Annotated in this window: 10 protein-coding genes; 2 read left to right on the forward strand and 8 right to left on the reverse strand. The window is 65.4% G+C overall.

Features of this window, described 5'->3' with window-relative positions; genetic code table 11:
- Both EN745_RS14815 and nagA read left to right on the forward strand, forming a co-directional pair.
- Window positions 1-710 (forward strand): SIS domain-containing protein (locus tag EN745_RS14815; protein WP_145992031.1); only part of this gene is annotated, 710 nt, incomplete at its 5' end.
- Entirely contained in the window at window positions 707-1867 is a 1161-nt protein-coding gene (nagA, locus tag EN745_RS14820; RefSeq protein ID WP_127421610.1) for an N-acetylglucosamine-6-phosphate deacetylase, read from the forward strand. The genes EN745_RS14815 and nagA, both read left to right, overlap by 4 nt.
- Window positions 1868-2094: 227 nt before the next feature.
- Here the strand turns inward: nagA and EN745_RS14825 are convergent, their stop codons facing one another.
- From EN745_RS14825 to EN745_RS14865, 8 genes are all read right to left on the reverse strand, one after another.
- Window positions 2095-3621 carry a malonyl-CoA synthase gene (locus EN745_RS14825; protein ID WP_127421611.1) on the reverse strand — a complete coding sequence of 509 codons (1527 nt, stop codon included), beginning with the start codon at window positions 3619-3621 and terminating at the stop codon, window positions 2095-2097.
- A gap of 85 nt (window positions 3622-3706) precedes the next feature.
- The gene (locus EN745_RS14830) at window positions 3707-4453 is read right to left on the reverse strand and encodes a GntR family transcriptional regulator (RefSeq protein ID WP_127421612.1); all 747 of its coding nucleotides are present in this window, start codon (window positions 4451-4453) and stop codon (window positions 3707-3709) included.
- A 274-nt stretch (window positions 4454-4727) separates the two neighbouring features.
- Complete coding sequence (gene rpe / locus EN745_RS14835) at window positions 4728-5405, reverse strand: ribulose-phosphate 3-epimerase (protein WP_127421613.1); 678 nt, start codon at window positions 5403-5405, stop codon at window positions 4728-4730.
- 206 nt (window positions 5406-5611) lie between these two features.
- On the reverse strand, window positions 5612-7570 hold the full coding sequence (locus EN745_RS14840; RefSeq protein ID WP_127421614.1) for an EB domain-containing protein: 1959 nt from the start codon (window positions 7568-7570) through the stop codon (window positions 5612-5614).
- Between the two features lie 129 nt (window positions 7571-7699).
- A complete protein-coding gene (locus EN745_RS14845) occupies window positions 7700-11503 on the reverse strand; it encodes a hypothetical protein (protein ID WP_245487733.1) in 3804 nt (1267 codons plus the stop codon).
- 77 nt (window positions 11504-11580) lie between these two features.
- On the reverse strand, window positions 11581-13560 hold the full coding sequence (locus EN745_RS14850; RefSeq protein WP_127421616.1) for a hypothetical protein: 1980 nt from the start codon (window positions 13558-13560) through the stop codon (window positions 11581-11583).
- Window positions 13561-13923: 363 nt separating this feature from the next.
- The gene (locus tag EN745_RS14855; RefSeq protein WP_127421617.1) at window positions 13924-14865 is read right to left on the reverse strand and encodes an alpha/beta hydrolase; all 942 of its coding nucleotides are present in this window, start codon (window positions 14863-14865) and stop codon (window positions 13924-13926) included.
- Between the two features lie 215 nt (window positions 14866-15080).
- Window positions 15081-15568: enoyl-CoA hydratase-related protein (locus EN745_RS14865; RefSeq protein ID WP_189363054.1), on the reverse strand; the 488-nt coding region annotated here is incomplete at its 5' end.

Genomic DNA, 15568 nt, shown 5'->3' on the forward strand with positions numbered 1-15568 from the left:
CCATGGCGGAGACGGCCAGGGCCGGCGGCGCGCTCACCGTCGCCATCACCAACACCGCCGATTCGCCGCTGGCGCGCGCCTCGGACTTTGCCATCGACATCCTCGCCGGACCGGAGCGCAGCGTCGCCGCGACCAAGACCTTCGTCAATTCGGCCGTCGCTGGCCTGGCGCTGATGGCGCATTGCACCGGCGACGAGGCGCTGCTTGCGGCATTGGCGCACCTGCCCGAGCATTTCGAGAAGGCAATCGCCTGCGACTGGATGGCGCTGGCCGGCGCACTGGAGACGCCGCGGTCGCTGTTCATCCTCGGTCGCGGCCCGTCGGCGGCGATGGCCAACGAGGCGGCGCTGAAATTCAAGGAGACCTGCGGCATGCATGCCGAAGCCTACAGCGCGGCCGAGGTCATGCACGGACCGCTGGCGCTGATCGGGCCGGGCTTTCCGGTGCTGGCGCTCGCCGCCCGCGACGCTTCCGAACCCTCGGTCGCCGAGGCCGCCGACAGTCTGGCCGGCAAGGGCGCCGCCGTGTTCGTGACATCCGATAAGGCAAACAAGGCACTGGCCCTGCCCCATGTGGCGACCGGTCATCCGCTCACGGATCCGCTGACACTGATCGTGTCCTTCTATGGCTTCGTCGAGGCCTTTGCCCGGCACCGCGGCCTCGATCCCGATACGCCGCGCAATCTGCGCAAGGTGACGGAAACCGTATGAGCGACCGTTTTGCCCTCACTGGCGCCCGCATCTTCGACGGCGCCGACTGGCACGACAATGCCGCCCTCGTCGTGAGCGGCGGCCATGTCGAGGCCATCCTCCCCGCCGGCGCCCTTCCGTCCGGCGTCGCCAGCATCGAGACCGGCGGCGGCCTGCTTGCGCCAGGCTTCGTCGATCTACAGGTCAATGGCGGCGGCGGCGTCATGCTCAACGACCATCCCGACGTCGCCTCGATCGAGACCATCTGCCGGGCGCATGCACCCTTCGGCACCACCGCGCTTTTGCCGACGCTGATCACCGACACGCCCGCGATCACGGCGGCGGCTGTCGCGGCAGGGGCCGCGGCGGCGCGCCAGAAGGTGCCGGGCTTTCTCGGCCTGCATCTCGAAGGCCCGCATCTGTCGGTCGCCCGCAAGGGCGCGCATGACGCGGCGCTGATCCGGCCGATGACGGACGTGGACCAGGCGGCGCTGATCGCGGCGCGCAAGGAGTTCCCGGTCCTGCTGACCACGGTCGCGCCCGAATCCGTCGAGCCGGCGCGCGTCACGGCCCTGGCAAAAGCCGGCCTCATCGTCAGCCTCGGCCATTCCGACACCACCTATGTCACGGCGAGCGCTTTCGCGGCCGCTGGCGCAACGGTGGTGACGCATCTGTTCAACGCCATGAGCCAGATCGGCAACCGCGAGCCAGGACTGGCCGGTGCCGCCATCGCCACAGGCGGCCTGTCCGCCGGCATCATTGCCGACGGCATCCATGTCGATCCCGCCACCATCGCGATCGCGCTGCGCGCCAAGAAGGGGCCGGGGAAAATCGTGCTGGTCACCGACGCCATGGCGACGATCGGCACCGACATGACATCGTTCACGCTGAACGGCCGCACCATCTACCGCAAGGACGGCAGCCTCAGACTGGCCGACGGCACGCTGGCCGGGGCCGATCTCGACATGATCTCGGCCGTGCGCTTCATGCACCGCGGCGTCGGGCTTGAGCTTGGCGAGGCACTGCGCATGGCTTCGCTCTATCCGGCCGAGGCGATCGGCCAGGCGCACCGGCTCGGCCGCTTCGCCAACGGCACCGCCGCCGACATCGTGGCACTGTCGGAGGATCTGGACGTGAAGAGCGTCTGGATCGGCGGGAAGAAGGTGTTCGGGGCGTAGGCCATCGATCCCACCGTCAATTGGGAAACCAACGTTCGCAATTGGCCGGAGCCCTTCGCGCATCGTCATCCTCGGGCTTGACCCGAGGATCCATGCCGTGACCTGTGACGTAAAGTGTAACGGTGCAGAATTCTGTAAACGTTGCAACGCCTTGGCGTCTGGGCATGGATCCTAGGGTCTACGCCGCATCGCTTCGCACCTTGCTTCGCCCTAGGATGACGAAGCTATTAGCCGGCTCGAACCGCTGCGTAGAGATCCTTGTAGGTCTCGCGCAAAACGTTCTTCTGCACCTTGCCCATGGTGTTGCGGGGCAACTCGTCGACGAAGATCACCTGCTTCGGATGTTTGTATCGGGCGAGCCGGCCCGCAATGGCGTCAAGGACGTCGGCCGCGCCGATGGCCGAGCCCGGCTTGCGCACCACGACCGCGGTGACACCCTCGCCGAAGTCCGGATGAGCGACGCCGATCACCGCGCTTTCGCTAACGCCGGCAAGCGCATCGATCTCGCCTTCGATCTCCTTGGGGTAGATGTTGTAGCCGCCGGAAATGATCAGGTCCTTGCCGCGCCCGACGATATGCACATAGCCGTCCCGGTCGATGAGGCCGAGATCGCCGGTGATGAAGAAGCCGTCGGGACGGAATTCGGCCGTGGTCTTTTCCGGCATCCGCCAGTAGCCGGCAAAGACGTTCGGGCCCTTCACCTCGATTATGCCGACCTTGCCCTGAGCAAGCGACCCGCTGCCGTCTGGATCGGCGATGCGCAGCGAAACACCCGGCAAAGGAAAGCCGACCGTGCCGGCGCGCCGCTCGCCATCATAGGGGTTGGACGTGTTCATATTGGTCTCGGTCATGCCGTAGCGCTCGAGGATGGCGTGGCCGGTGCGCTCGCGCCAGGCGGCATGCGTCTCGGCCAGCAACGGCGCAGACCCGGAAATGAACAGGCGGATGTTCTTGGCCGCCTGGGCGTCCAGGCCCTCCTGCTGCAGAAGCCTGACATAAAAGGTCGGCACGCCCATCAATGCTGTGGCGCGCGGCAGCAGCGCGATGATGCGGGCGGGGTCGAATTTTGCTTCGAACAGCATCGAGGCGCCGGCCATCAGGATGACGTTGGTGGCGACGAAGAGGCCATGCGTGTGGAAGATCGGCAGCGCATGGATCAGGACGTCATCGGACGTGAAGCGCCAGTACTCGACCAGCACATGTGCGTTCGACGCAAGGTTCTCGTGGCTGAGCATGGCGCCCTTCGAGCGGCCGGTCGTGCCCGATGTGTAGAGGATCGCGGCAAGGTCGTCCGGTCCGCGCGCCACGTCGTTGAAATCCGCCTGATATCCGGAAGCGCTTTCCGGCAGCGAACCGTCGCCGTGCTGGCCAAGCGTCGCCAGCGCCGCGCCGGACGCTTGCGCCAGCGGGGCGATATCGGCCGCCCTTGCCGGGTCGCAGACCACCAGCCGTGGTTCGGCATCGCCAAAGAAATAGCGGAGTTCCGGCGGCGTGTAGGCGGTGTTGAGCGGCAGGAAGACGGCGCCGGCGCGCAGGCAAGCGAGGTAGAGCAGCACCGCTTCCGGGCTCTTCTCGACCTGCACGGCGACGCAGTCGCCCGGCGCCACGCCGGATTGCACCAGCGCATGCGCCAGCTGCGCCGATCGCGCCAGCATGTCGCCATAGGTGAGAGATCGCCCATCATCCGTCCGCATAAGCAGCCGCTGCGGCGCCGTGACGCGGGCGCGAAAAGCGTCGAACAGGTGATTGCTCATTGTTGCTCCCGCGAATGGCGCGGCGAATCCTGAATTCGCATCGTTTCGGGCAGAGCGAATATCAGATTTGAGGCTGAACGAGCAGCTATTTGCGCCCGCGGTGCGCCTTGGCGGCACTCACCTTCGGATCATCGTCCCGGCTGAAGCGCGCCATGCACCTGGCCGCCGTCAGCCGGTAATGGTTGAGCAGGGCCTCGACCGCGCCATCGGCGTCGCCATCGAGCGTGCGTTCGGCGATCTGGCGGTGCTCGGCAAGATCGTCGCGCTCGTCTCCCAGGCCGTGCTGCGACATCAGCCGGTAGCGGGAAGCCTGGTCGGAAAGTTGGTCGCAGAAACCGACCAGCCAGTGTGACCGGCAGCCCGCAATCAGCGCGCGATGGAAGGCCCGATGCAGCTTCTCCCAGTCGGGATTGTTCGACGAGGGATCCTCCGGCCTGCGGCGCTGGGCGCGCGCCAGGCGGTGCAGGGCCAGCACCAGCTGCTCCTCCCATTCGCCGGTGCGGTGTTCGATCGATTCGCGCAGCGCGCGCTCCTCAAGCCAGCAGCGGGTGCGCGTCAGTTCCTCCAGCTCCTCGGCGCTGACCGGCATGAGGAAGAAGCCGCGCTGGTCGTGGCGGCCAAGCAGACCTTCGGAGGCGAGACGGTTGAGAGCCTCGCGCACGGGCGAAGCGCCGGCGCCATATCGCGAAACCACCCATTCGACCCGAAGCTTGCTTTCGGTCTCCAGCACACCGCGCAGGAGATCGTCCCGAAGCTGATGATAGACCGTGCTGGCGAGGGTGCTCTTGGGTCCGGCACCTTCATCGCCCGGATCGGCGGTTCCGTATGTCAATATGACTCCTGTTGCCTGCCTTGGCCTGTTGTTGGTTTTGTTGCGAAGCAGTCTCAATCCCGTACACGTACTATACCGTGCCACACTTCGCAGCCTCAAGCGGAAGATGATGGTATTCGACTTAAAGAGGATAGAGCGCACTGGCCCGCCGAAGTAACGGTCGGCTAAAGAATCTTGAGTTTCCTGCATCGCTTGGGGCGCTGAACAGCGAAGCTACTCATTTCGGCCATCAGTCAGACTGGGTATCCCGCCGCGATACGGTCAACGGCCAGGATCAGGCGGCGGCTCGGTCCGCCGCGGTCCTGATCGCCTCGATATTGGCCCGGTAGGCTTCGACGCTGCCGCCCTTGAAGATGGCGGCGCCCGCCACCAGCACATCGGCGCCCGCCGCCGAGACCAGCGGCGCCGTCTCCGGCGACACGCCGCCGTCGATCTCGATCAGGATCGGACGGTTGCCGATCAGCGCCTTCACCCGCTTCACCTTGTCGACCATGGCCGGAATGAACGCCTGACCGCCGAAGCCCGGGTTGACGGTCATGATCAGGATCAGGTCGAGCCGGTCGAGCACATATTCGACAGCGCTTTCGGGTGTCGCCGGGTTAAGCGACACGCCGGCCTTCTTGCCGAGGTTCCTGATCGTCTGCAGCGAGCGGTCGAGATGCGGTCCGGCCTCGGCATGCACGGTCATGCCGTCGCAGCCGGCCTCGGCGAAGGCGGCCAGATAGGGATCGGCCGGCGCGATCATCAGGTGGCAATCGAAGAAGGCCTTGCTGCGGTTGCGGATCGCCTTTACCACCGGCGGGCCGAAGGTGATGTTGGGGACGAAATGGCCGTCCATGACGTCGAGATGGATCCAGTCGGCGCCGGCTGCCGCGACGGCCTCGACCTCGTCGCCGAGCTTCGAGAAATCCGACGCCAGCACCGATGGCGCGATCAGGGTTTTCTTGGCCATGTCCGCTTCCCGTTCTTCAAGTCCGCTCCGCCCTAGCGCATCGGCCGGAAAATCGGAACCGTTTTTCGAAAGGGACAATGCCTGATTATGTGTTGGAGCGCAGCCAGCGCCCAAAAAGGACCCATGTCGCTCCCGATCGGGATGACGTTTCGTCATCCCGCAAAGGAGAGAGGCGTCGCCGCCTCTCTCCTGGTTTGCAGCAGGATTCAGTTCACCTGAAGTCGTGACCTGGCCTGTCCCGGCAGGAACGACGGGCCTCTGCCTTGCTTCAACTTCTGCAGCCCAAGCGTCTTCGAAGCCGGCCTGGGCACGCAATGTCCGCGCACCGTCAATTCGGTCGGCCGGCAGCCCGTGGTGATGATTGCGTCCCTCACACATGCCTTGCCGACCAGATGGTAGCCGCGTTTGCAGTCGATGATGATGGAAGGCTTGCGCACGCATTCGCCATTGATGCGCTGTTCGTCACGCCGGCATTTCCCGGCGATCACGGCATTCTTCACGCATTTCAGGCCGACCTGATGATAGCCGGGCAGGCAGTGGATGCTGACGCCGATGCACTTGCCGTCGACCAGCTTCTCGGTGCTCTTGCATGCGGCCACCAGCGGCCTGTCGACACATTTGCCGCGCAGCAAGCTTTGGCTGGGCAGGCATTTGCGGCCGGGATCCACAACGACCGGCGGCAGCCTGGGCTTGCCGAAGTCGGGGCGCGTGCTTGAGACAAGATCGTCGACCTCGGGCTCGACAGTGCGTTTTATGCAGGTGAAATCCTCCGCATCCGCGTCGATGGTGGCGATGGATCCATTCGGCTTGATCTCCTGCAAGGTGCACTGGATCGAGCGGGTCCTGCTTATGCTGAGGTCGTGCGCGGCGCTGGCCTCGAACAAACCGCCTTCATTGAAGGCGACCGCGGTCCCGGTGAAGAAGGCGCCGTTCGAGCAACCGATCCGGTAGTGCAACGCGCCGGGAGCATCGCGGCTCGCTTCGAACGCAACCTGACCTTTGCGCGGGCAAAGTTTCCTCGATCCGGCGCTGTCGGAAACGGTCAATTCGCCTTGCCAGTCGGCCTTTGCCGGCGGGTTGTCGGGATCGGCCTGCGGTCCATCGGTGAAGCCGCCGCCGCCCGCGCCAGTGCAATGGACGGTGATGTCCTTCCAGCCGTCGAAGGGCTCGAACGGGCCGTTGCCGACGATTTCGGTCTTGTACTGGAAGTAGGCGGTCGCTCCGACATTCTCCCATTTGTCGTAAGTGGCGAAATAGCCGTTCTTGCCCGCGTCGAAGGACGCCCAGACTTGCTTGAATTCCGATGTGATCGGCCCATTGTCCTTCTGCCGCCAGATGCGCATCGATACCGGCCCGGCCTTGTTGGCCTGCGCGCGGCTGGTCACCTTGAGCGCCGGGCACACTGTGCCGGGTGTCGAGCCGGGCTGGTTCGAGCGGTAGGTGGCCAGGAACAGTTTGACGTTCTTTGTCTCGAATTCGCCGAAGTCGACGGCGATGTCCTGAGCCGCCGGTTTGACGACGGGATCGCAGACGACCTGAACGTCGAACGAACCGTGTTCGGCATAGTGCGATTCGTAGATCGGATAGGGCCAGCTGCCGCCCGTCACCTCGGTGGTAGCATTGTGCATGTCGAGCGCCTTGTCGGTCAGCGCCGAAAAGGTCGCGTGGAAAGTGTGCGTGAACGAATAGGACTTCGTCGGCCCATCGGGCTGGAGGTGCTGGTTGCACTTGGCGATAATCTGATCGCCATAGGGCACCGACGCGATGTCCGCATTCGAAGACAGCGCCATGATCGAGGGATCGAAGGCGAAGTTCGCCTGGTGATCATAGTCGCGGCTGACCGGCGATGCGCTCCAGATCGGCGGAAACGCCCCGCACTGGCTGGGGCCGCATACGCCGAGCGATACACCGACCTGCTGCACGTAGCCTGGCCAGCGTGTGTCGATCTTCATGTGGCCCCAGAACTGGACCGTGCCGCTTTTCAGCCTGTCCCATTTCTGTTTGTCGCTCGAAACGACATGAAGCGTGGTGTTGACGCTCTGCGTGTCGAACGACATCGACTTGATGTTGGCCTGCGCGGCGGAAGCGGAGGTGCTGACTAGTCCGGCTGCGAACAGGGCAACAGTCGCAACCGTATTGCGAAAGGCATAGCTGACTGAAGACATCTCTCTCTCCTGATGTGTTCCTTCAGCGATTGGTCGCCGCTCGCGGCATCAAGGTTCACGCGGGCGATCCCGCCAACGAAAAACCCCGCCGGATTGCTCCGGCGGGGTTCTGGTTTTCCTATCGCTAGATCACGGCTTGGAGTTCTGGATGTTCGCACCCGCCGGATCCTGCTGCACCTGCGGCGTACGTCTCGGCACCAGCTGCTGCAGGATGTTCGGATTGAGCAGCAGGTTCGGGTTGACCTCCACGCCCGGCTTGCGGATCGGGACGCAGTTTGGATATTTTCCGGTCGTCCCGGTCGGGCAGCGCCGCAGGATGATGATCGGCTGGCACTGGCCGTTGATCAGCTGCGAACCCGGTGCGCATTCCTGCCGGACCCTACGGCAGGCGCCGTCACGGACCTCGGTGCCACGCGGGCAGACACATTCGCCACGCTTGTTGTGGACCTGGCCGCGAATGGTGCACTGCTCCAGTTCAGGCTTCTTCTGCCGGCAGGCGCCGTCGCGGATTTCCGTACCCCTCGGGCAGACACAGTTGCCGTTGGCGTCGTGGATCTGGCCGCGGATCGTGCACTGCTCGGGCTGTGGCCGGATCGGCCGGCAGGCGCCGTTGCGCACCTCGGTCCCCTTCGGGCAGACGCAATCGCCATCGGCGTTGCGGACCTGGCCGGGGATCCGGCACTGCTCCGGTTTCGGCCGGATCGGCCGGCAGGCACCATTGCGCACCTCGGTCCCCTTCGGGCAGACGCAATCGCCGTCCGCGTCGTGGACCTGGCCGCGAATGGTGCACTGCTCGGGCTTCTGCTTGTCCCGCACGCAGGCATTCGCGATCCTGTCGAGATGCGTGCCCTTGGGGCAGTAGCAGCTGTCGCCATCCGCCGACGGCACCGAGCCGGGTATAGTGCACCCTTGCGTGATCTTCACGCAGGCGCCGTTCTCGAGCTCGGTTCCGCGCGGACAGACACAGCGCCCGTCCTCGGTGCGGATCTGGCCCTTGAGCAGGACGCAAGGCTTTGGCTTTGGCTTCGGCTCGATGATGACGCCGTCGCCCGTGCACTGGCCGTTGCGGTAGGTGGTGCCTTCCGGGCAGACGCAGCGGCCGGCATCGTTCATGACGAAGCCCGCCGAGCACTGCTTCTTCACCTCGTTCCTGATGGTGAAGGGATGGCACGCATAAGCCTTGCCGCGATTGCCCTGGATGTTGGCCTGATCGCCGGAGAGCATGTCGCCGCCCTGCACCCGCGTATCCGGAGACAGGACGCCAACGCAGTTCTGACCGTTGACCGTGCCCTGCAGATTGGCCAGGCGGCCGTCATCGGGGATGACCACGGTGACATTGTGCACGTGGCTTTCCCCGGCGCCGAGCGTCAGGTTGGTTATGCAGGACAAAGGCAGCGTCGTCGGTTCCGGCGAGCAGCCGAAGGGCGGCTCGATCGACGTGATCTCGACGCCTTCCAGCCTGCCCAGTCCTTCCACGCCGATCGCATCGCCGATCCGGACCGGACCGGAGAAGGCGCTCGGCCCATCGTTCGTGATGGTGATTTCGAACGAGCAGGGCTGGCCGGGCCGGCATTCGCTGTCGCCGGTCTTCTCGACGCGGATGGTCGGAGCCCCGCCGCCCTTGGCGCAAGCCTGGCCGATCGGATAGACGATGTCGTCTCCCGGCGCCGGCCCGTAGGAGCCGCGCGCGCAGTTCTCGAACTCGCCATTGGCCGAGACGGTCACGTCGAAGTGCCTGGAGGTTCCGGGCGTCATCACGGCGCCGGGAATCTGGCAAGACAGCGTGTTGGCCGGAACCGGTCCGCAGGCCCATTCAGCGCCGTCGGGAGTGACGGTCTGGATCTGGACCGGCGCGCCACCGGCCACCAGCGTGGCGGCATCGTTGACCCGCACCGGACCGGTGGGGGCCGCCGTGCCGGCATTGCTGACGGTGATGCGGCAGGAAACCACCGCGGCACCGGCCAGCGAGCCGTTGCACACCTTGGTGATGCGCAGGCCGGGCTTGCCGCCATTGGGATGGCGGAAGCGTTCCTTGGCGCAGGCCTTGTTGTTGGTGAGGTCGACCTCACCGGGTATGGCCTTCACCGCCGCGCAGTTCTCAACGCTGTCCGACTGGTAGTTTGCCGGCATCACCGCCTTGACGACGATCGACGTCGAGGCGCCAGGCATCAGCACGATGCCGGGATTGTCGCAACGGAACTGGCCGGGGCCGTTCGGTCCACAGCTCCAGGGCGGAGACGGGCCGAAGGTCGAGGAGGCAGGCGCGCCGCCGGGATAGCTGTCGATGACCGTCAGCGGTCCGTTATAGGGGACGCTGCCGTTGTTGATGAGGTCGATGACGAAGTAGCAGATGCCGTCAGCCGTGCAGACCGGGATGCGGGCACGCTTCTTCAGGATCAGGTCGACCTTCTTCTCGACCGGCGGCCGGCACTCAGGGTCGCGATCGCCACGCCGGCAGATCGGGATCGAGGCGCAGCCGCGATCGTTCTGCTGGCTGCCGAACAGCGGCTTGCCGCTGGCCTGGTAGTCGTAGATGGCGCAGTTGCGCAGCACGCGTCCCTGCCAGCCCGGCGCCGGCTTGAAGCCGAGCTTGAGGTCGACAAAGGCGCCCGGGTTGAGCGTGGTCACCGGATGGGTGCAGGTCATCGGCGTGACGCCGGGCACGCAGACCCAGGGCGGGTTCGGGCCGGAATCCAGCACCGAGCCGGCTGGCAACGTCACCTCGTCGAGCACGATCTTGCCGTGATAGGGCGCGCCGCCGACATTGCTGACCCTGATGGTGAAGTCGCAGCCGCCGGCCATCGTGCAACGCGTGACATCGGCGCGCTTCTCGACCTTGAGGTCCGGCTCCTTGTCGGGCGGGCATCTGAGGTCGCGCGGGATGACGATGTCGATAGTCTGCGTGCAGCACAGGCCCCAGCCCTCCTCCGGACCGGCATAGGTCTCGATGCCGGTGACAATAAGATGGATGACATCACCGGGCGATGCGCCGACGATCTTCCAGTTGAGCACGCCGCCGCCCGCCGGCACCAGTTGCGTGTCGGGGATGATGGTGATGTCGGGCGTGGTCGTCGAGACCTGCACCCACTTGCCACCCATCTCCTGGCCGACAGGCATGTGGTAGATGAAGGCGCCGCCGCCGGGCACGCAATCGACCGTGCCGCGCTCCACCTTGAAGCATTCCTTGCCGGGAGGTGGTGGTGGCGGATTACATTTGGTCAAGTCGATGCGGATCGAGGTCTTCTCGCCAGTGAGGAAATCGCCGTCATCCGGCTTGCCCGGATCCTGCGACGGGATGATGGTCCCCGGGCCGCCTCCCATCGACACCTTGATCGTGCCCTGGTTGTCGACCATGGCCGGCGCGGGGAACGCCGCGTGGTCGATCTTGGCCACGATCTGGAAGGTGATGGTGCGTTCGTTCGCGGCGCCCATGCCGTCGAGATCGCTGGCGGAAATCCGGAAATCGGAAACCGTCGCGGTGTCGTTCGGGTCCGCCGAGGTGCTGATCACCGCACCGGGCAGTGCACCGCCCGCCGCATCGGTGCCATCGCCGGACACATGCACGCTGACGATCTGCAGGCCATGCGGAAGCTGGTCCTTGAAGTCGAGCCTGGCGTTCTTCAGCGCATTGGCAAGCACGGGATTGGCAAAGGCTTGCGCATTGCCGCGCAGGCCAAACGTCAAGGTGTAGAAGACGTAGTCGCAGCTTCTCTGGCCGCCCTTCTTGGTGAAGAACGGCACGATGCGCCCCGGCTCGGGATTGACGACACGGGGATTGTCGAGCTCAAGCTTGGGTTCCGGGCCTGCGGCCTCGACGATCTTGGCCGGGATGGGGTCCTCGGCGAAGGCCGGCAATGCCGGCAGCATGGCGACCGCGATACCGGCCGCCATCAGCCAGCGCGCGCCGCGCCTGGCATATGACAGGGGTTTCATGATCGTCTCCATGACGGTGGGTTTGCTGCTGCTCGGAGCAAGCGGGGAAAGCACGGAAATGGTCATCTTTCCCTCCCTCACGGTTCGCAGCTGACGGCTGGGGTTCTGAGCGGCAGGGTCATTTTGCAGCAAGGGTAGTAGCCGCCCTTGTCGCGGTCTGACTGCCTGTAGAAGCAGAGCCCGACATCGACCGTGTCGCCCGGATAATGGCCGGTGATGCCGATCGTGTATGGCGTGCCCGGCGCATGCGACATGGGTGCGGTCACCCCGACGCCTGGCGTCTTGGACAGAGCCTTGATCGAATCGCCGCCGAAGCCGGCATGGTCATGGAGATAGAGATCGGCCTCGAGGCCCGAGGGCGTGCAGAAGTACTGGACATCCTCGACATCGAGACAGGGAGGCAGATTGCCGGGCGGTGGGAAGTCCGGCGGATAGAATGGCGGCAGGTAACCGCCAGGAATTTCCTCATAGTAGCCGGCACGGCCCTCGCAGGGACGCCAGACCCTGACGTCGCCGACATGGCCTTCCACTTCCGGGTCCTCGAAATAGCTGTCGAAGTCGACGAACCAGGAGCCGAAGGGCGGCAGGTTGGCCGGCTTGACCAGCGGGGTCGGCGTGAACTGGACGCCATGCACGGCAAAAGGCCCGCCAGCGGCGAGCTGTTCGGCAAGCGCCGGATTGTCACGCAATTTGTCGCCGGTGTTGACCAGCGTGTCGGTGCAGACACTGGTGTCGAGATTGCCCTCGGCGTCATAGCCATATTGCAGGTCGACGCCGCCGGCCGACTGGCGGTTGCCTTGCGGGAAGCCGATCGCATATTCCTGCGGCACTTCCACCCAGGCCGATTCCGTCGCCGGATCGTCGGGATTCTCGCGCCAGTAGCGGAGGACCTCGCCCTTGCCGGAATCGGCGAAGCGGCTGTAATCGTAGCGGTTTTCCACCGGGCCGCGCTGGGCCAGATACATGAAGCCCTTGTTGTCGAAAGCGATGCCGGTGACGGCGTAGTCCTTGTCGGCCTTGACCGTCAGCTCCCAGCGCGGATCGCCGGCGAAGCGGCCGTCGCGGGCAATGCCCACCGACCAGACCTCCGCCTTTTCGCCGACCGTATAGTAGACCCGGCCGCCGTGATAGGCGACCGCCCAGACGCGGCGCTCGTCCTGGGTATAGGCCCATGTGTCGGGGTCTTCGCTGTCGAAGGCGGCGCCCTGGATGTCCATGACGGCGCCGTCGTCGGCGACCGGGTCGAGCCCATGCGCCGGGCGTCCGGCGACGCCATGGTCGAACGTGTCGATCAGCATGCCGTTGGCGTCGATGCGATGGATCAGGCCAGTGTCGAGATCGGAGGCGAAGAACTGGCGATGGATGGGGTCGAAGGAAAGGTTGCCGATGCCGGGCCCGCTGTTGGTGTCGATATCGGTGAATTTCGAAACGGCGCCGGTAATGCCGTCGATCTTCCAGATCGTGCCCGGCCCGCCGCCATTCTCGGTGCCGAACTGGCCCTCCATGAAGGCAGCACCGGCAGCGCCGCGGCGCTCTCGCTCGGGCCGTCCGTCATTGTCGGCGTCGGGCGTGACGATCTCGATGCCGTGCAGCGAGGTCGCTGCGGCATAGAGGTTCGGGATGCCCGACGGCACGCCATCACGCACGCCGTCGTCATAGGTAAGGCCGAAGACCTCGCCGATCTGGCCGGCCGTCACCTCGAAGGGCGGCGGCGTGTAGACGAGCTGGCCCGAGGCCGGGCCGCCGAGATGCGAGACGTCGAAGACGCGCAAGGACGCGCGGCTGGTGTCGATGAAGGTTTCGTCGACCGGATCGACGCCGGGCGGAAGGCCCCCCTCTTCGGAATCGGAAGAGTCGAAATTGGGGATGACGGTGCCGGGGAAGCCGGTCACCGCCATCGAGCCAGGAAAGATGATCTGGGTTTCCTGCGCGCTGGCGGGGCTGCCGAGCCACAGGCTGGCGCTGAGCGCAAGAGCAAGAAATCCGCTGGTTGCCTTTGCCGCGCGGCGCAAACGGCCGGCACGAGCGTGCGCAAGAGCGCCTTGGTCGCAGGACATAGAACTCCCCCCGAAGTCTATGGAAGAACCATCCGGCATTGCCGCGCGAATCAGGGCAAGGCGCGGCGTTCCGGCACGTTCTTCCCTGATCGAATTGTCTGCTTTCCTCATGTTCACGATACGCCGGCTCTTACGCAGGGTCAACGGAATCAGCGGAAAGCCCGGCGCATCGACCCCGTCCCGAAGACGGTGGTCGCGCCGAGCTTCTGTTGTTCCCGGAGACCGTGGAGCCTCTGGGTTTCTGGTCATTGGGTTTCCTTTCCCGGGCCGCACCATGCGGCGCCTGAGCGTCAGTCGTGGGCTGACGCGGAAAGGTTCATGGGAGAAAGGCGGCGAACTGGGACAACCCGTCGCCGGAGTGCGTCACCAGATCCAGTCGCCCTTGCCGAGCGCCGTTGCGGCCTCGACGATGCGGGTGAAGCTGGCGCGCGCCCGGCCGACCGTGTGCCGGGCCCTCAGGTAGCCATGCACAAGTCCCGGTTCCTCGAACCAGTATGCATGTCCGCCGGCCGCGACGACGCGGTCGCGATAGGCCTCGCCGTCGGAAGACAGCGGGTCGCATTCGGCGGTGATCAGCACGGTCGGCGGCAGGTAGGCGAAATTGGCGTCGGCGAGCGGCGACAAGGTGATGTCGCCGGTGCGATTCTCGCCGCCGGTGCGGATGTCCATGTAGAAATCGAGGTCGCGCACCGTCAGCATCGGCGCCTCGGCATGCGCGGAATAGGACCCCGTCGAACGGTCGCCGCCGAGGCCCGGATAGACCAGGACCTGGCCGACCGGCTTTTTGACATGGCCGCGCGTCGCGTGGCTGACGGCGGCGCAAAGGTTGCCGCCGGCGCTGTCGCCGCAGAGCAGGACGGGACGGTCGTAAGTGGCGGTCGCCCATTCGAAGGCGGCCATGACATCGTCGAAGGCGGCCGGATGCAGATGCTCAGGCGCCAGCCGGTAGTCGACCGAAACCACCTCGAAGCCGGTGCGGGCGCAGAGCTCGGCGCAGACATCGTCATGGCTGTCCAGCCCGCCGAGGATGAAGCCGCCGCCATGGACGTAGAGCACCATCGCCACCGTGAGCGGTTTTGCGTTGCGATAGAGGCGGATCGGGATGTCTTGCGCGGGCGCCGGGATGGCTGTGGTCTCGACCGTCACGCCTTGCGGATAGCCGGCAAAGAATTCCCGGCACATGCGGTCATAGATCGCGCGCTGCTGGGCAACCGTGTAGTCGATCGCATCCGGCGGGTAGTAGGCGTTGGTCTTCTCGATGAAGGCCCAGGTCTCGGCGTCGATCAGGGTTTTATAATCGGTCATGGTTGCTGCATCGATTGGAGAGGTCGAGCCCAGGCACCCCCTGGCCTGCCGGCCATCTCCCCCTCAAGGGGGGACATCGGCAGTTTTGGCCATGCCGCCTTTTCTGCAGCGTCTGAGACTGGCGAAAGCCTTCGCGACATCCGATCTCCCCCCTTTGAGGGGGAGATGCCCGGCAGGGCAGAGGGGGATGGGAAGGAACGCCATCGGCTGCGAGACTATCTGCCCTTCCACACCGGATCGCGCTTCTCGGCAAACGCCCGGAACCCTTCCATATTGTCCTCCGACCCGTAGAGCAAATCGACGGTCGCCAATTGCCGGCGCGTGACCTTGTTCATCGCGTCCTGGAAGGTCAGCGCCTCGGCCACGCGCGCGGTCTCCTTGATCGCGGCGAAGACCAGCGGCGGGCCGCTGGCGAGCAGCCGGGCGATCTCCCATACGCGGTCCTCGAGCTTCTCCTTGGGCAGCACCTCGTTGACCAGGCCCCAGCGATGCGCCTCGGCGACATCCATCCAGCGGCCGGTGAGCAGGAGGTCCATGGCGACATGGTAGGGAATGCGCTTCGGCAGCTTGATCGTCGCGGCATCGGCAAGCGTGCCGGCGCGGATCTCGGGCAGCGCGAAGGAGGAATGGTCGGCGGCGAGCTGGCGCTGTCCTGCGATCTCATCTACGCCGCCGACCCCGACCGCCATGCCGTTGACGCAAG

The sequence above is a fragment of the Mesorhizobium sp. M4A.F.Ca.ET.022.05.2.1 genome (assembly GCF_003998845.1).
Taxonomy (GTDB): domain Bacteria; phylum Pseudomonadota; class Alphaproteobacteria; order Rhizobiales; family Rhizobiaceae; genus Mesorhizobium.

What these genes read in the sequence shown, in the direction of transcription:
- EN745_RS14855 (WP_127421617.1), bottom strand. Translation starts at nt 14,865, where the DNA reads ATGACCGATTATAAAACCCTGATCGACGCCGAGACCTGGGCCTTCATC.
- nagA (WP_127421610.1), top strand. Translation starts at nt 707, where the DNA reads ATGAGCGACCGTTTTGCCCTCACTGGCGCCCGCATCTTCGACGGCGCC.
- rpe (WP_127421613.1), bottom strand. Translation starts at nt 5,405, where the DNA reads ATGGCCAAGAAAACCCTGATCGCGCCATCGGTGCTGGCGTCGGATTTC.
- EN745_RS14845 (WP_245487733.1), bottom strand. Translation starts at nt 11,503, where the DNA reads ATGAAACCCCTGTCATATGCCAGGCGCGGCGCGCGCTGGCTGATGGCG.
- EN745_RS14840 (WP_127421614.1), bottom strand. Translation starts at nt 7,570, where the DNA reads ATGTCTTCAGTCAGCTATGCCTTTCGCAATACGGTTGCGACTGTTGCC.
- EN745_RS14850 (WP_127421616.1), bottom strand. Translation starts at nt 13,560, where the DNA reads ATGTCCTGCGACCAAGGCGCTCTTGCGCACGCTCGTGCCGGCCGTTTG.
- EN745_RS14825 (WP_127421611.1), bottom strand. Translation starts at nt 3,621, where the DNA reads ATGAGCAATCACCTGTTCGACGCTTTTCGCGCCCGCGTCACGGCGCCG.